Consider the following 17,340-nt stretch of genomic DNA (forward strand, 5'->3'; position numbering starts at 1 on the left):
ATTTTAAGTTAATTTATTTGTTAAAAAAGTTAACATTGCTTCCACGGCTATGTGCCTATAAGATAGTGAGTAATCATCCCCTTGTAAATCAAACGGTATTCTATTTTCAAAAGAAAAATTGTCATATAAATTTTTTGGTAAAACTGCATATATGTTTTTTTCGTTTGTATTTTCTAACATTTTTGTAATAGTTCTTATATCTCTTCCCGAAACAATAAATAATTTTGTTCAACTTCTATTTCTCCATATAGAACCTTTGTCAAAAAAATTTATATTTGATGTCGAAGGATTTATTATTTCCAACTGTAAATCTTTTACATCATACATTAGTTCTTTTCAAAAAGAAGCTGCAGAGTGAATTTGATTAGATGTAAAGACAACTATTTTTTGCGTTTTTTTGATTTCGTTAATTAAAGACTCTAAAAAAACATTATTATTTTTTAGTCATTTAATCGCTGAATAATATTGTTTTAAATTATTTGATTCAAACTCTATGAAATTACTTTCATCATTTTTTGAGTTGCTTTTAAACTTATGATTTTCATATTCTACTTTAAGCCTAACAATCATTTCTCTATATCCTGATAAGTTTAAAGATTTAGAAAAATATGTAATTGTGGATGGAGACATATAACAGTCATTAGCTAACTTTGATTGAGAGCGAAAATTTCCGGTAAAAAAATCTTTTAATAATTCTTTTGATATAATCCTAAAAGAATTATTTTGTTTTTGTCTTTCATATAATTCTAATTGATCATAAATTGATTTCATAAATTCCTTTTTACTTTTTTAAAATAATAGCATCATATTTATTATTATAATAATTTTTTCTGATATTTATTTCTTTAAAATTATTTTTTTTATAAAACATAATTGCCTTAGTGTTTTGTTCATTAACTTCTAAAAAAATATTTTGATCTTTAATAATATAATCAGTTGTAAAAAGTGATAATATTTTTGAACCAGTCCCTTGATTAGATATGTTTACTACCAAATCAATAATCTCAATATCATCTCCAGATTTTAAGGCTATTATGTAACCTTCATAATTTAATCTTAGACATATATAATTTGGATCGTTAATCATTTTAATAAAGTCCACATACTTACGTTTTAAATAATTAATATGTTTTGAGAATAATAAATAGCATCAAAGTCCATCTGCATTAGAAATCTTTGTCATTTAAATAACACCCTTAATGTAAACTGGCTTTAATTCCCTAGCATTATCTATTTTTTTAAACCTTTTCATATTTTTCAACAATAGTTTTTTAACAGATATTTGTTTATTTGTTTTTATAATATCTAAGTTTAAATCTTTTGCCATTTCAATATATGTAGTTTCATCAAGTATTTGCTCAACTAATATTTTTTTGCCACCTTTATAACCAACGACATAAAAGTTATCTCCATAAGCTTTAACTACTGACATGCCTTCAAGAGATTCCAATTGAAAATCTAAAGAAGTAATTGTAAATAAATTTATGTTTTTATAAATGTAAGCAATTGTTTTAGCAATTGTTAAAGCTACTCTAGTTCCGGTAAATGTTCCGGGTCCGATAATTAATAGAATATCACTTATATTTTTGTAAGTGATATTATTTTTTTCTAAAAANNAATTTTTTAACTGTTCATTACAATTTTCTGTATGACTTCTTTCATTATTATGTGAAATAAAATCAACTAAATTATTACTCTTATCAATTAATCCTATGTTAAAAAAACTTGTTGTTGTATCTAAAAATAATTTCATTATACTCCTTCTATATTAATAATTCTTTGTTCTTCATCTAAAACACTAATGTCAATTGTAATTATTTTTAAAGGTTTAAAATTGTTTAAATCAATATCTTTGTGTTTTCATTCTATAAAATTTAAACTATTCTCCATTTCATACAAATAATATTCTCAATCAATCATCGTTTTATCAAGACGATAAAAATCAAAGTGATTTATAGTTAGACCCTTTATATTATAGTTATTATGAATTGAAAAAGATGGAGAATTAACAACTTGATTTAGACCTAAATTTTTTAACAGATAACCTACTAAAGTTGTTTTACCAGCCCCCAGATCTCCACTTAATAAAAATACAATATTTTTTCTTAAAACTGGTTTTAAGAAACTAAATATATCTTCATAATTATTTATGTTTTTTACTTTAAATTGCATATTATTTGACCTTTATTATATAATTTTAATATTATTACGTAAATTATAACATGGAGAAAAATGAATAATATTGAAACAAAAGATATTTTAATAGTTGGTGGTGGCCCTGTGGGTGTTTACTCTATGACTTGTGCTAAAATGCTAGGATTAAGTGGATTATTAATAGAAAGTAACGATAAACTTGGAGGGCAACCCCAAGAGTTATATGAAAATAAAAATATCTATGATATTCCCGGAACAATTGAAGTTACTGGGGGTAATTTTGCAAAACAATTAATAGAGCAAACAAAAAATGCCAAGAATGATAAGTTTGAACATTTTACAAATACATTTATTGATCATATTGAAAATATAAATGATTTAGTAAAAGTTAAATTTTCTAATGATATGATTTATTTATTTAAAAGTATTTTAATAACAACAGGAAATGGTCTTTTTAATCCTGTAAAAGCTGATATCAGAGAAGAAAATATTGAAAATTTACATTACAAAGTAAATTCTGAAAGTATCTTTAAAAATAAAAAAAATATTATTTTGGGTGGTGGTGATTCTGCTGTAGATTGAGCAAATCATTTTAGCCAAAACTCTCAAAATACAATTATAATTCGAAGAAATGAATTTAGAGCTAAAAGCATTGGTGTGAATTTACTAAATAAAAATAATGTTAAAGTACTTAAAAATTTAGTATTAGATTCTTATGTTCTAAAAGATAAAAAGTTAGTAGAATTAAAATTCAAAGATACTTCAAAAGATAATGAAATAATATCATTTACAGATTTTGATAATCTTTTAGTTCAATATGGAAGTAAAATGTCGATTGGAAATAATAAACTATGAAATATTTCATTAACAAAATTTGGCAAAATACTAATTAACCAAAAAAGTGAAACATCACAAGCAAATATATATGCAGCTGGTAACTGTGCTGGTTATGATGGAAAATACTATAATTTAACAACTGGGTTTGGAGAAGCAATAACAGCCATATACAATATTTCAAAAATTATCTATGGTGATAAATATCACCCAGGTTACTTACATAATTAAAAAAAGACTATTCACTAGTCTTTTTTTATTGTATAAATATCTTTTGTATCTTCAACTTTAACGTCTGATTCCCCATCAATTGATACTGATGAGTTCAATAGAATTTTTTCTGTTTCATCGATTGAAATAGTTCTTTGTTCTGTTTTTTCTAAGGTAATAAAGTTAGAACCAAATAATTTTTCTCTCTGAATTTTCTTTCTTTGTTCATACTTTCTAATAATTCTGCTAACAATTGGCAACCTTTTCAACAAACTAACAATAGTTGTTCTTGCAAAAACAAGAGATAACAAAATAATAAACAGAGTTATTCCACCAGTAACTATTAAAAAGAATGCTAAAATTCCGGCAAAAGTCATTTTAATACTTAAACTAAAATCTGGATCGCCGATTGTTCCGTTGAATCCGAATATATCATTCGGTTTAAAAGCATCATTTAAATATAGATAGTTAAAGAGAATTCCGCCTAAGATTATAGAAATAATTAAAAATCAATTTTGAAATAATCCTTTAAAAGAACTATTGTATGTTTGATACAGTCAGTTGTATGCCGATAAATAGAGGTATCGTACTAATAATAAGAAAATAGATGTTCCAAGTATAAAGTATAAAGCAACTCTAAAGTCTTCAAATGCAATTGTAAAGATTAAAGCAAATATAATTGAAAGTGAAGTATTTAAAACACCTAAAATAAACAGTACTTTTGATGTTTTTTGTAAATTATTTTTAGCATAAACCATAACATTTGAAGGTTCTGAAATAATTAGAATAGTTGAAATTAAAGCAATTAATAATGAAAATGTTGGTTTTAATAATACTTCACTAAAAATGGCAAGTTCTTGAGGAGATCATTGATGTAAATCACTATATAATTGTGTCCCAAACATTGTTTGTGTAAAGTATGGTGCTAAAATAAATTGACTTAAAAAAACAAATCCACCAATAATGAACCCGATTGTTTCAAACTTAATAAAACTGCTCCATTGTACTCTTCCATCTTTGGTAACTCATGTTGTGAAAAACTCTCTAAAAGAATTAATCAAAATTAACATAATACTTCTAAACCCGGCAGCTATTGTCATGTATAAAGAAATAACAGATGAAATTCTGAATCCTAAAAATAATGAAATAATAATAAAATCAAAGTTTAATAATAAGGATTCACCAATATTACGTCAAACAGAACGCGCCACTGTTTTTGATAACTTATAATCATCTTTTCCTTTTCCGATATTTAATCATGGGTAATTAAAAAAGACATAAATTTTAATTAAAATCATTTTTACAACAGAATACCCCGCATACGCTAAAAACGGGAGATAGACATCGAGTTGTAACGATAACATATAAAATAGACAACTATAAAAAACTAAATCAATAATCAAAATAATTACTCTTCTAATGTAATTATTTTGATCTGCTTGTAATAAATTTTCTAAGTGACCTACTCAAAATACTGTAACTAAATTTTTAGAACCGATTGCAATAATAATAACAAAAATTTGTCACGCAGGAACAATTGAACTATCTCCAGCTAAAGTAATTCCCCCATCAATAAAAACTATATATATTCCATAAACAAGTGTTATTACTCCTAAAAGAATAAACCCAACCATTCCACCAATACGGTACTGTTTTTTAGCCCCGCGAAGAATGTCATTAATCTCAATGTAATCTTTTTGTAGAATTGGTTTTATTAAAAATATAACTGTAATAGCTCCAAGAGCCCCTTCAACACTACCCAAAAAGGCAACAATCGCAATTATATTTTTAATAAACCCATTAAACTGTGCTCCATAGTTTTTCAATAAAATAAAAATCATAATAAATTGAAAAACTGTCGCCAATAGCGACAGGAAGACCCCTGTTAATGAACTTGTAAAACTTTTTTTGGCTGATAACATAATTTATAAATTAACCTCGTTAATTAGCTTTTCATTTACTATTATTTTACCATTTAAATACTCAAACCCGTTATCAAGTTCTTTAAAACCGACATAATATGAATAAAGTTCAATTTTAGGTGCTTTAAATACATGTTTAGCTCCATACTTTACATCGTTTACAACTGGGTGTTTTAAATAATTTAAAGTAGCTCTAATTTGATGTTTTCTTCCAGTTAGTAACTCTATTTCAATAATTGAAAAGTCAATATAACGTTCTAAAACTTTAAATCTTGTTTTTGCAAATTGTGCATCATCGTACTCAGTTTTATTAAAGATCATTTTATTGTTATCTTCATTTTTATAAATATAACCTTCAACAACTGAAACTTCAGGGAATACCCCTTGCACTTTTGCTAGATATTTTTTCGATACTTTAGATATATTTTTATTAAAGTAACTTAAAGCTTTTAAATTCTTAGCATATAAGACAATCCCACTAGTATATTTATCGATTCTATTAATGTGACTTATTTTAAAATTATTCTCATTTTTATATTTTTGACTATATTTATATTGTAATAAACCATCAAGTGACATATTAAAGTTTGAATGTACTTCTCATCCATGTGGTTTATTTACTAACATTAAATTATCATCTTCGTACAAAATTCAATCTTCAATATTAATTTTTGAATAGTCAAAATCAAAATTAATTTTTTTAACAATTTTAGTTGATTCAAATTTATTAATATTTGGATAATAGATTTCAATAACATCATCTTTTTCTAAAATCACTTTTCTATCTTTTGTTTTTTTACCGTTAATTTTTATATCTTTGTTACGAAAAAGCTTATAAATTTCTGTTATTAACATTTTTTTATACATTTTTTTTACAAAACTAAATATAGTTTGTCCTGCATCATTTGTTGACACATTTAAAGTTACACGATTGTTATTCATTATAAAGTACCTCCTACAAGTAAAATGAATGATACTAAATTTATAAATGAGTGAGCAAATATTGCATAAGTAACATTTCCATTTACAAAAATAAATAGTAGACCTAATAAAAACCCGGGCGCTATATAAGCTAATAAATGATTTCACTCTCCAGTTGCTTGAATGTGCATTCCAGCAAAAAATAGTGTACTAGCCAACAATGATAATCACTCATTACCACATAGTGTAAAAATACCATGTCTGGTTGCTAACTCTTCAATTACTGGGGCCACTAAAACAACCAATATAAACATCAATACCATATTTCATCATTTATTTAATCCTTGCAATAATGATTCTTGATTAGAAGATGTTTTTTTATTAATTAAAAAATCAAGTTGAGAAAAAGCAACATTAGCCAAGATAATTATTAAACCCGACAATAATACAATTACAACAAGCAGCTTTGTTTGTTTTTTAATTGTATGTTTAATTCTTTTTAAAGTTTGTGGTGAAGCTTTAAAAATAAAATATATTGATATTATTTGTGCTATTATTTGCACTGAAAAATTAACTTCTATTGGTATTGATGTTAAATTAGGATTTATAACCCCCAAAACTAAACTTATTATAAAGGAAATTACAGGTCCTAAAAATAAGAAGATATAGAACCCAATGGCACCCGTTCTAATGAACTTATCTTTTTCATTTTTATAGATTATTATCCCACCAGTTGCAGCAATTATTCAACCAATAACTTGTGAAGCAAGTAAAGCGTATTGTTTATGATCTGCAAATAGATAACTTAATAAAATATTGATTGAAAAAGGGAAAATAATGGCTGTAAATATAAAAATAAGCCCAGTTTTTTTATGATCATATGTATTAAAATCAAAATTTTGAACAAATCCTTCTTTTATTAATGTTTTATCATATTTAATTTTATCTACTAATTTTACTTTTGTATTTTCTATATTATCCACTATTCTCCTTATATGTTAAAAAATTCTCTTGTTATTATTATATATTATAAGTATAAGGTTAAAAAATATTATATAATAATAAAAATGATTATTAATAAGTCAAAGGAGACAAATATGTTTAAACGTATACAATTACCTTACAAAATGAATGAATTAGCACCTTTTCTATCAGAAGAACAAATTAATTATCACTATAATAAGCACCACTTAGCTTATGAAACTGTTTTAAATTCTATTATTTCAGATCATAAATTACCAAGCGGAGTTACAACTTTAAAAGATATTAACCAAAAATTACACTTATTTGATAAAAAAATCCAATCAAAAGTTAGAAATATGGCTGGAGGATTAATAAATCATAACTTATATTTTGATATTTTAGCTAAAAATGGAGTTGCATTAAAAAATGGAAGTTTAATGAAAGCTATTAATGATAAATTTGGATCATATGAAAGCTTAATAAAAGAAGTTGTTGAAAACTGTATGTCTGTTTTTGGAAGTGGATGAACATGATTAATATTAAATGATAAAAAAGAGTTAGAAATAATCAACACAATAAATCAAGATAACCCTTGAATGTTAGGTTTAGAACCAATTTTAGGAATTGATGTTTGAGAGCATGCATATTATGTAGATTACAGAAATGATCGTAAAGCATATATTGAAAATATTTTAAAAGTTATTAACTGAGATAAAATTGAAAAACTATATAATGAATATAAATAATATTTAATAAATAAAAAACAAAGACCGTGTCTTTGTTTTTTATTTATTTTTTGTAATTTGGTGCACTTGAAATAATTTCTAAACTATGAGGATGTGATTCTTTCAACCCCGCCCCTGTTATTCTTACGAATTTTGCATTTGTTCTTAATTCTTCAATATTTTTAGCGCCAGTATATCCCATTCCAGATTTAAGTCCACCAATCATTTGAAAGACAATATCTTTAACATCACCTTTAAATTCAACCATTGACTCAATTCCCTCTGGGACTAATTTTTTAGAGTGCTCTTGAAAATAACGATCTTTTGATCCTCTTTCCATTGCAGCAATACTCCCCATCCCAACATATGATTTATATTTTTGACCATTAATAATTATTACCTCTCCTGGAGCTTGTAAAGTTCCGGAAAACATAGAACCAAGCATTACACAATTAGCTCCGGTTGCAATAGCTTTGACAACATCACCAGAATACTTTATTCCTCCATCAGCAATAAATGGCATATCAATTTTTGCACAGTATTCATAAACGTTAGCTATAGCTGTAATTTGCGGAACACCAACTCCGGCAACTACTCTTGTTGTACAAATACTTCCAGGACCAATACCAACTTTTAATCCATCAGCTCCAGCTTCTACTAAATCTTTTGCTGCTTGATATGTTGCAATGTTTCCCACTATAACATCAACATTAGAAAAATTACTTTTAATGTTTTTTAAAGTATTAATTATATTTTTTGAATGACCATGAGCTGAATCTAAAACTATAAAGTCTACACCTTTTTTAACTAGCTCACTTACTCTATCAATAGTATTATCACCATTAGAAACAGCAGCTCCCACAATTAATTTATTTTCTTTATCAACTAATGCTTGAGGATGTTTTTGAAAGTTAACTTTTATTTTTTTAACTTTCTCAACTTCTAAAGCTTGTTCTTTAATAGATAAGTTTTTATGGATAACACCTGTAGCTCCCATTAAAGCTAAATCAATAACCATTGAATGTTCAGTGACAGTATCCATCGCTGCACTTATAAACGGTATGTTTAAATTAATATTTTTTGATAATCTTGTTTTTAAATTTACTTCATTAGGTAATACTTCACTTTTTTGTGGAACTAATAAAACATCATCAAATGTTAATCCCAAATCTAAAAGTTTATTGTTTAAATTATTATTCATATATTACTCCCACTCTATTGTTCCCGGTGGCTTTGATGTTACATCATATACCACTCTATTAACTCTTTTTACTTCATTTATAATTTTGCTAACCATTTTATCAATAACACTTCACGGTAAATGTGATGCTGTTGCTGTCATAAAATCAACTGTGTTAATACACCTTAAGCCAGCCACATATTCATAAGTTCTATTGTCACCCATTACTCCAACAGTTTTTATTGGCAAAAGAACAGCAAGGGCTTGATCAATTTCACCATATAAGTTTTCTTCTGTTAAAATATCGATAAATATTTTATCAACTTGTCTTAAAATATCGCATTTTTCTTTGGTAACTTCTCCAATTACTCTAATCCCTAAACCAGGACCAGGAAACGGATGACGATTAATTATTTTATCAGGTAACCCTAACTCTCGACCAACAGCTCTTACTTCATCTTTAAATAATTGATTTAAAGGTTCAATAATTTCAAATGATATATCATCTGGCATTCCACCAACATTATGATGTGATTTAATTGTTTTTGAAGCTGTGTTATCTTTACTAGATTCAATTACATCAGAATAAATTGTTCCTTGTGCTAAAAATTTATGATCTCCTTTTAAATCTTTTGCAGCTTGTTCAAAAACATCAATAAATAATTTTCCAATAATTTTTCTTTTAGCTTCCGGTTCTGTAATGCCTTTTAAATTTTTATAAAAAAGTTCTTGAGCATTAATAACCCTTACATTAATATCAAAGTCTTTTTTATAAGTACTCATAATTAGTTCTTGCTCGTTATCTCTTAGCAAACCATTGTCGACAAAAATACATGTAAGTTGTTTTCCAACAGCCTTTGACAATAAAACAGCCGCAACAGAAGAGTCTACTCCTCCACTTAACCCTAAAATTATTTTTTCTTTTTTAACAACACTTTTTATTTCTGATATTTTTTGTGTAATAAATTGATCTACAAATCAATCTTTTTCACATTTAGCAATATCAAAAATAAAGTTGCTAATAATTTGTGAACCGTACTCTGTTTGTGTTGTTTCGGCATGAAATTGAATTCCATAAATACTTTTTGTTTTATGTTTAATAGCTGCAATTGAGTTTTCAGAGTTTGCCAAAACTGTAAAGTCATTTGGCATTTTTTCTATATGATCGCTGTGACTCATTCAAACTTTTTTATTATCAGGAATGTTTAAAAATAATAAATTATTATTATCCACAATATTTAAACTTGCTTTACCAAACTCTTGCTTATCAGCTGATGTTACAATTCCTCCAAATGAATGAGCTATTAATTGTAAACCATAACAAACACCTAGTATTGGAATATTTAAATTTAAAATTTCTTTATCAAAATTTTCTTGCTGATTGTTATAAACACTATCAGGTCCTCCTGATAAAATAATCCCTTTTAAATTTTCATATTTTTTTAGTTTGTTAGCTGAAATTGTTTTATTAACAACTTTCGCTAAAACATTAAGTTCTCTTATTCTTCTGGCTAATAACTGTGTGTACTGACTACCAAAATCAAGAATAATAATTTGTGTTTTTTCCATTTTTCTCCTTAAAAATAAAAATGCTCTCAAAAAGATTAACAATAAGAAAATCTCTTTAAGAGCACTACTTATAGAATTACATCGGTGTAATGTAGAAACGCCAACCCATTATGTCGACATATACAAGATTTTATATATTTAATTATTTTTTAATGATACTACTTTAATATAATTTTTACAATATAAACTTAATTTATTTTTTTAAAATTAAACTTGGTCTTGTCATTTCTTTTGGTTTTTCAACATTTAGCATTTCTAATATTGTTGGAGCAACGTCAGCTATTGCTGGGTCTTTTTCATTTAATACTAAAGAACTATCTGTAATGATAATTGGCACTAAATTAGAAGTGTGTTTTTTATTAACTTCATTATTTTCATCTAACATAACTTCAGCATTACCATGATCTGCTGTAATGATTAAAGTTGCGTTATTAACTTTTGATGCTTTGTATAATTTTTCTATACACTCATCCATTACTTTAACAGCTTTTTTTGTAGCTTCTAAATCACCAGTATGTCCTACCATGTCACAATTAGCATAGTTTAAAATAATTACATCATAAATATTTTTCTCTAATTCTCCAATTAAAGCTGTTGTAATTTCTCTTGCCGCCATTTCTGGTTTTAAATCATATGTTGCAACATTTGGTGATGGCACTAATAAACAATCAGCGTTTGGAATGCCAATTTCACTTTTCTTAGCTGTTCCATTTTTGAAATAATCTTTTCCACCATCAAAGAAGAATGTGACGTGAGCAATTTTTTCTGTTTCAGCAATTCTTAATTGTTTAACATCTTTTTTGCTTAATCATTCACCTAACCCATTAACAACCTCAATCGCTTTAAAAGCAATATTGTTTGATTTAACTGTTTCAGAATATTTCATCATTGAAACAAAATGAATATTTTTTACAAAGTTTTTTGGAGAATATGTATAATCTTTATTTGTTAAAAAACTTGCTAATTGAATTGCGCGATCTGGTCTAAAGTTTGCAAAAACAACTGAATCATTTTCTTCAATTAAACTATTTTTTAATGTTGAATTAAATGCTGGTTCAATAAACTCATCATTCTTACCATCACTGTATTGTTTATCAACATAAGTTAATAGATCTTCATACTTGTTTCCTGTATGTTTTACTAAATTATCAAAAGCATTTTCAGTTCTTTCAAATCTTTTATCACGATCCATTGCATAGTAACGACCAGAAATAGTTGCGATTTCTCCAACTTTTAATTCTTGTTTTAATACATAAAATTCTTTAATAAATTGTTTTACTAATTCAGGTTTTGTATCTCTTCCATCAGCAAATGCGTGTAAATAAATATCTTTTAAACCAGCCTTTACAGCTAAACGGTATAAAGCAAAAATATGTTCAATATGTGAGTGAACACCACCATTTGAAAACAGCCCCATGATATGAAACTTGCTGTTATTTTTAACAGCGTTTTCAATGCTTGCAAGTAATGTTTTGTTTTTATCAAATGTTTTATCTTTAATTTCTTTGTTTATCAATGATAATGATTCATATTTAATACGACCAGCACCTAAATGAATGTGCCCTACTTCTGAATTTCCCATTTGTCCATCAGGAAGTCCAACTCATTCTCCAGCAGCATGCGCTTCTAAGCTAGGATATTTATTTTTTAAACTTTCAGTAAATGGCATTGCTCCTTGAGTTACAGCATTCCCTTTGTTGTCTTTATCAATTCCTCATCCATCTAAAATTGCTAATATAATTGGTTTTTTCATAAAATATCTATTTCCTTTCTCTAAATAATAATTTGATTGGAACTCCATCAAATCCAAATTGATCTCTTAATTGGTTTTCTAAAAATCTTTTGTATGAAAAATGTAAATGTACAGGATTATTACAAAAGAATAAAAATGTTGGTATTGTTGATGATTTACTTTGTGTTACATAATAAATTTTTAATCTTCCACCATTAAAGTCTGGTGCCGGGTGCAATAATTGTGCTTTAACAAAAACTTCATTTAAAACACTTGTTTGAACTTTTTTATCAACACCTTCTTTTACATAATTTATTGTATCAAAAAGCGTATTAACCCTTTTGTTTTCTAAAGCTGATAGAAAAATTATTTTAGCATATGCTAAATATTTAAAGTAGGCTCTAATGTTCTTTGTAATTTTTTCCATTGATTTTTCAGTTTTATCTTTATAAGCATCTCATTTATTCATAGCAATTATTACGGGTTTACCTTGTTCAAAAGCAATCCCCCCAATATTTGTATCTTGATCTGAAATATCTTCTGTCACATCTAACATTAAAATAACTATATCTGATCTTTCAATTGCTTTTAAAGTTCTAAGAACACTGTATTTTTCAACGTTTTCATAAACTTTACCTTTTCTTCTAATACCAGCAGTGTCAATAACAACATAATCTTGTTTGTTTCTTGTAAAGCGTGAGTCTATAGCATCTGTTGTTGTTCCTGCAATATCGGAAACAATTACTCTTTGTTCATTTAATATTGCATTAGTTAAAGAAGATTTACCAACATTTGGTTTTCCAATAATTGAAAAGCTAACTGTGTTTTCATCTTTTTCTTCTTCTTTAATATCTATTTTAGAAATAACATCATCTAATAAATCCCCAATACCTCTACCATGAGAACTTGATATAGCAATCGGCATTCCAAATCCTAATTGAAAATATTCATATAATTCATTTTCATCAATATTTTTATCATACTTATTTAAAGCTAAAATAATTGGTTTATTTGTTTTATATAAAATTTTTGTTATTGTTTCATCATCTTGAGTTAATCCCATGTTATACCCAAGTACAAAAATAATTACATCAGCTTCCTCTATTGCTATTTCAGCTTGCATTTTAACTTCTGCTTGAAAGTCTGTTGTTTTATCTAAAGTAATTCCCCCCGTATCAACAATGTTAAACTCTCTTGTTAATCATTCTGTTTTTGCATAAATACGGTCTCTTGTTACTCCAGGTTTATCTTCGACAATTGATAAACGATCTTTAATTATTCTATTGAACAATGTTGATTTACCTACATTTGGTTTTCCAACAATTGCTACTAATCCTTTTCTAGCCATTTTTATTCTCCATTATTTTTAACATTGCACCAACGGTTTGTTCTAGTGTTAAATTAGAGTTATCAATTTCAAAAGCGTCATCTGCTTTTTTTAATGGACCAGTTGATCTTGATTCGTCATTCTTATCACGAGCAATAATTAATTCTTTCGTTTCTTCTAGTGTTATTTTTGATGTTTGTTTATGCCTTCTTTTAGCTCTTTTTTCAACTGATGCTGTTATAAAGAATTTAAATTCTGCTTGCGGACACACTACCGTTCCAATGTCTCGCCCAATAATTACAAAATTACCTGGCTTTATAAAACTTTTTTTGTAATTCCACTAATTTTTCTCTAACTTCAAAAACACTTGTTATGTAATTGATATTTTCAATAACTTCAATTGAAGTTATTTTTTTGGTAATTTTAATATCATTTAAATAAATTTCATTTTTATTTCTGATATCAAAATTAAATGTGTTTAAACAATTAATAATCTCTGCTTTATTTTTAAAATTTATTTGATTTAAAAAACAATGATATGTAAAGGCGCGATACATTAACCCTGTATCAAAATATGTTAAGTTTAATTTTTTAGCTAGTATTTTCCCGGCTGTAGATTTTCCAGACCCAGCAGGTCCATCAATCGCTATATTTATTCCCATATTATCTCCTTTTTTAAATTAAATAAATAAAAATATTAGTACAAATAAAACAATGATGCTTAATAAAAAAGCACCAAACATTATAAAATAAAGTTTGTTTTTATTTTTATTTTTTCTATATTTATTAAATAATTTTTGTGTTTTATCTTCTGTTGTTTGCGTAACAATTCTTAGCATGTCTGGCGTTACACGTTTGTCTTTTTTTCGAATATTTTTAATTTCTTCAAATGACAAATTACCTGTTGTGATTTTAATATTTTTAACCTCTTCAAACGAAGGCTCTACTTGTTTTTTATGATAACTATCTTTTTCCTCAATTTCATTAATTAATGATTCATACTTGAAAAAACGATCTTTATTAAATACATCAAATTTATGTATTTCATTATTAATAATTGTTGCTTGAGTTTTTTCTGATAAATTTTTATTAATTAAAATGTTATTAGACTCTTCAAAATCTTCCAATACTCGATAAAGCTTTTCTAAAAAGTCTTCATTATATGGCTTTAACTCATTATTTTCTTGTATTTGAAATCTTGCAAACATAAATTGTTTATCAAAATTCCTTTTAAATTGTGAAAAATGTTCTTTATCAATAATTAAAAAAGCATTAAAGTACTTTGAAATAAAATCATTATAATTAGTGTTTTTTTCTTCTCTAATTTCGTTTTTAATTTTGTCGCGAATTTCTTTAAATCTAGTTATTCTTGTTTCCATGAAAAAGCCTCATTTTTTTAATTATATCACAAATAATATATGGGTATTTAATACATTTTTATGTAAAATAATGGTATATAGATATTAATATTTTGGAGGAAAAATGGCAGATAGAACATTAAAAAACAAAAGAACATATGTTAATACCGATTTATGTATTGCTTGTGTTAGTTGTGTAGCCATTGATGATACAGACACTTTTTTCATGGATGAAGATGATGGATGAGCCAACACAAAAGATAATAATTTAGCACTTGAAGAAGCTGCGATGGTTTGCCCTACTCAAGCAATTTTTATTAAATCTCTTGAAGAGTTTAAGCAACAAAAAGAAAGAGCCGAAAACGACCCTGATAATTAATTTATAAAATTTTAATAATTATTTTCTTGTCTAGAATGATTTACATCATTCTTTTTTTGATAAGCAATCATTATTTCATTTGGTTTTAAACTTAAAAATGAAGAAATTGCTAAAAAAGTTGAAACAGTTTGTTCGTATGCTTTTTTAGTCTTCTTACTTGTAAAAGCCATAAAACTTTCAAAAACACTTAAAAATAGTTCTTCTTTTGTTGTTGTGTCTTGGCAAATTTTTAAAGCTTTTTCTGTAACATTACTATTATGAAAAATAAATCCAATATCAATTCCAATGCTTACAATAAAGTGTAATGCGTCAACATATTCTTCTAATAAAATTTCTCTTCCTGAGGGTGGTTTGTTAGATCAAAATTTAAAAGATCTTTCTTCGTTTAAAAATTCTGCAACCTCTACAATGTATGCTAAATATTTTTTGTTAGCAATTTCATCATTAAAAATAATATTTTTTTCCTCTAGGATTTTTTGATCAAGTGTTTGTTGTTTTTCTGCAATATAGCATAAATTTTCTTTAGTTAACATTTTCATTTCTCCTATCATTCATATAATCTTTAGCTTCTTTAAAGTTATTATACCTTTTAGCAATGTTATCTGTTAACTCTAATATTAATTTTTCATTTGCATTTGTATCACGAGGGTTATATTTTCAAAAGTTATCAAAGATTTCTTGAAACTTAATATTATAATCATTCCCAATACATAGAGCATTAAATCTATTTCTTCTAGTTTTTAAAACTTTGATATTGTTAATTAACCTTTCGCTAATATCTGTATTTAAAAAATCACTTATTAATAAAACATCGGCGTTAAAATAATCTTTAGTATCCATAATTGTTAAGGCGTGTTCTAAAGCAATATCAAAGTTTGTGTCACTGTTAAAACTTTTAGCCAAAAACTTTGTTAATTTTTCTAAAGAATTTGCTATGTCAGAAAAGTTGTATGTTTCAATTGTTTGAGAAAAGTTTATCATATAACATTTACGGTTTTCTCTAAATGCTATTTTAGAAACAGCTAAAGTTAACGCCTTAGCAATTTGTTCAGCTCCCCCCATCATTGATGCTGATGTGTCTAAACAAATAACAATTGGCCCACGATCTTTTGGAACAGGTTTCTCTGTTTTGATAATTTCTTTCTCTTCTACGGGTACATCATCTAAAGAAATAAACTCAAATGTATTTAACTTACTTTCTACATACTTTTTGTAAAAAATAGGTTTTAATTGCGGTGTTGATAAATAAACTAATTCAAACGGTAACATATGTTCTAAATCTTTTGATTCTGTTACCCCCACTATTTCTTCTGGGTTGTTACCAATTGGTTGTTGTTCAGTTTTAATAACAATTTTTTCTGATAAATTTTGTTCTAATAAATTACTTTCACCCTTTAAACGACCTAAAAGTTTAGCCACTTCATTTATTGAAGGGTTTTTTTCTAGGATTTGTGAAAATTTTTCTATTACTTTTAAGTTAATTCCTTTTTTAGCTTCAAAGTTAAAATCAACTATTTTTCCAAAAAAGTTTCATACTGTTTTTAAAGACTTTTCTGATTTTTTAACCATTTCAATTGAATTATAAAGTTCTTGTGAAAATTTTAGGCGCTTTTCTTCAATTAAAATCAGACGATAATCAAATATTTTCTTAAATAAATATCTTTCCCAATTAATTATAAAATCATTAAAAATATATCTTGGTTCTAATGAGTGGTTAATTAATTTTTTACGATAGATCGGTAAAGTATTAAAAAATCCCGAATTAATGTCATACAAAAAGTTTTCTATTTTTACATAATTTTGCTTAAAAGCATTATAACCATTTATTTTAGTTCATTCATAAAGATATACTTCTTTGTATAAATTATTTGGTAATTTTAAAGATTCAATTTCTTTACGAAAATCTTGATCATAAAATTTATCAATTTTTTCGATAAATAACTTGGAAATAGTTCTGTTGTTTTTACTAAAATTAACAAACTTTGGATTGCTTAAATCTTTTGATTTTAAATTTTCTAAAACATTTTTTGTTTGTTTTTGTAATCTATCAACTAAGCTCATAAACC

General features: G+C 26.1%; 19 protein-coding genes and 1 riboswitch. Of the genes, 3 read left to right on the plus strand and 16 right to left on the minus strand.

Annotation, left to right across the window (positions count from 1 at the left end; translation table 4 throughout):
- Positions 1–3: 3 nt before the first annotated feature.
- The 4 genes from NPX79_RS01005 to tsaE all read right to left on the minus strand — a co-directional run bounded on the left by NPX79_RS01005 (position 4) and on the right by tsaE (position 2,172).
- On the minus strand, positions 4–771 hold the full coding sequence (locus NPX79_RS01005; protein ID WP_381415271.1) for a hypothetical protein: 768 nt from the start codon (positions 769–771) through the stop codon (positions 4–6).
- Positions 772–781: 10 nt separating this feature from the next.
- Positions 782–1,183: a ribosomal-protein-alanine N-acetyltransferase gene (locus NPX79_RS01010; protein ID WP_381415272.1), complete on the minus strand. Its 402-nt coding sequence runs from the start codon at positions 1,181–1,183 to the stop codon at positions 782–784.
- Positions 1,184–1,753, minus strand: a complete 570-nt coding sequence (tsaB, locus tag NPX79_RS01015) for a tRNA (adenosine(37)-N6)-threonylcarbamoyltransferase complex dimerization subunit type 1 TsaB (RefSeq protein ID WP_381415273.1) — start codon at positions 1,751–1,753, stop codon at positions 1,184–1,186.
- Positions 1,753–2,172 (minus strand): tRNA (adenosine(37)-N6)-threonylcarbamoyltransferase complex ATPase subunit type 1 TsaE, encoded by a 420-nt coding sequence (gene tsaE, locus NPX79_RS01020; protein WP_381415274.1) that lies wholly within the window; start codon positions 2,170–2,172, stop codon positions 1,753–1,755. Before tsaE ends, tsaB begins: the two co-directional genes overlap by 1 nt.
- A 60-nt stretch (positions 2,173–2,232) precedes the next feature.
- On the opposite strand from tsaE, the gene NPX79_RS01025 reads away from it, so the two are divergent.
- Positions 2,233–3,219, plus strand: coding sequence for an NAD(P)/FAD-dependent oxidoreductase (locus NPX79_RS01025; RefSeq protein WP_381415275.1), 987 nt, complete (start codon positions 2,233–2,235; stop codon positions 3,217–3,219).
- 14 nt (positions 3,220–3,233) lie between these two features.
- Here the strand turns inward: NPX79_RS01025 and NPX79_RS01030 are convergent, their stop codons facing one another.
- Genes NPX79_RS01030 through NPX79_RS01040 form a run of 3 tightly spaced genes read right to left on the minus strand, consistent with a single transcriptional unit; the run spans position 3,234 to position 7,024 of the window.
- Positions 3,234–5,120 (minus strand): transporter, encoded by a 1,887-nt coding sequence (locus NPX79_RS01030; RefSeq protein WP_381415276.1) that lies wholly within the window; start codon positions 5,118–5,120, stop codon positions 3,234–3,236.
- A gap of 3 nt (positions 5,121–5,123) precedes the next feature.
- Entirely contained in the window at positions 5,124–6,062 is a 939-nt protein-coding gene (locus NPX79_RS01035) for an RluA family pseudouridine synthase (RefSeq protein ID WP_381415277.1), read from the minus strand.
- Entirely contained in the window at positions 6,062–7,024 is a 963-nt protein-coding gene (locus tag NPX79_RS01040) for a CPBP family intramembrane glutamic endopeptidase (RefSeq protein WP_381415278.1), read from the minus strand. Before NPX79_RS01040 ends, NPX79_RS01035 begins: the two co-directional genes overlap by 1 nt.
- Before the next feature lie 114 nt (positions 7,025–7,138).
- On the opposite strand from NPX79_RS01040, the gene NPX79_RS01045 reads away from it, so the two are divergent.
- Positions 7,139–7,750, plus strand: coding sequence for a superoxide dismutase (locus NPX79_RS01045; protein ID WP_381415279.1), 612 nt, complete (start codon positions 7,139–7,141; stop codon positions 7,748–7,750).
- Between the two features lie 43 nt (positions 7,751–7,793).
- Here the strand turns inward: NPX79_RS01045 and NPX79_RS01050 are convergent, their stop codons facing one another.
- The 7 genes from NPX79_RS01050 to NPX79_RS01080 form a co-directional block, all read right to left on the minus strand.
- Positions 7,794–8,930, minus strand: coding sequence for an IMP dehydrogenase (locus NPX79_RS01050; protein ID WP_381415280.1), 1,137 nt, complete (start codon positions 8,928–8,930; stop codon positions 7,794–7,796).
- A gap of 3 nt (positions 8,931–8,933) precedes the next feature.
- Complete coding sequence (guaA, locus tag NPX79_RS01055; protein WP_381415281.1) at positions 8,934–10,478, minus strand: glutamine-hydrolyzing GMP synthase; 1,545 nt, start codon at positions 10,476–10,478, stop codon at positions 8,934–8,936.
- A gap of 51 nt (positions 10,479–10,529) precedes the next feature.
- A riboswitch (purine riboswitch) is annotated at positions 10,530–10,624 on the minus strand.
- Positions 10,625–10,671: 47 nt separating this feature from the next.
- Entirely contained in the window at positions 10,672–12,231 is a 1,560-nt protein-coding gene (gene gpmI / locus NPX79_RS01060; RefSeq protein WP_381415282.1) for a 2,3-bisphosphoglycerate-independent phosphoglycerate mutase, read from the minus strand.
- A 7-nt stretch (positions 12,232–12,238) separates the two neighbouring features.
- Complete coding sequence (gene der / locus NPX79_RS01065; RefSeq protein ID WP_381415283.1) at positions 12,239–13,558, minus strand: ribosome biogenesis GTPase Der; 1,320 nt, start codon at positions 13,556–13,558, stop codon at positions 12,239–12,241.
- The gene (locus tag NPX79_RS01070) at positions 13,551–13,808 is read right to left on the minus strand and encodes a (d)CMP kinase (protein ID WP_381415284.1); all 258 of its coding nucleotides are present in this window, start codon (positions 13,806–13,808) and stop codon (positions 13,551–13,553) included. Before NPX79_RS01070 ends, der begins: the two co-directional genes overlap by 8 nt.
- Before the next feature lie 34 nt (positions 13,809–13,842).
- Complete coding sequence (locus tag NPX79_RS01075) at positions 13,843–14,199, minus strand: (d)CMP kinase (protein WP_381415285.1); 357 nt, start codon at positions 14,197–14,199, stop codon at positions 13,843–13,845.
- Between the two features lie 18 nt (positions 14,200–14,217).
- Complete coding sequence (locus NPX79_RS01080) at positions 14,218–14,916, minus strand: hypothetical protein (RefSeq protein WP_381415286.1); 699 nt, start codon at positions 14,914–14,916, stop codon at positions 14,218–14,220.
- A 103-nt stretch (positions 14,917–15,019) separates the two neighbouring features.
- On the opposite strand from NPX79_RS01080, the gene NPX79_RS01085 reads away from it, so the two are divergent.
- A complete protein-coding gene (locus NPX79_RS01085) occupies positions 15,020–15,274 on the plus strand; it encodes a ferredoxin (protein WP_381415287.1) in 255 nt (84 codons plus the stop codon).
- 11 nt (positions 15,275–15,285) lie between these two features.
- On the opposite strand, the gene NPX79_RS01090 is transcribed toward NPX79_RS01085, so the two are convergent.
- Both NPX79_RS01090 and NPX79_RS01095 read right to left on the minus strand, forming a co-directional pair.
- Positions 15,286–15,807 (minus strand): dUTP diphosphatase, encoded by a 522-nt coding sequence (locus NPX79_RS01090; RefSeq protein WP_381415288.1) that lies wholly within the window; start codon positions 15,805–15,807, stop codon positions 15,286–15,288.
- Positions 15,797–17,335, minus strand: a complete 1,539-nt coding sequence (locus NPX79_RS01095) for a VWA domain-containing protein (RefSeq protein ID WP_381415289.1) — start codon at positions 17,333–17,335, stop codon at positions 15,797–15,799. The genes NPX79_RS01090 and NPX79_RS01095 overlap by 11 nt, the downstream gene beginning before the upstream one ends.
- Positions 17,336–17,340 lie beyond the last annotated feature (5 nt).

Source organism: Spiroplasma endosymbiont of Anurida maritima, from assembly GCF_042465095.1.
GTDB lineage: Bacteria > Bacillota_I > Bacilli_A > Mycoplasmatales > Mycoplasmataceae.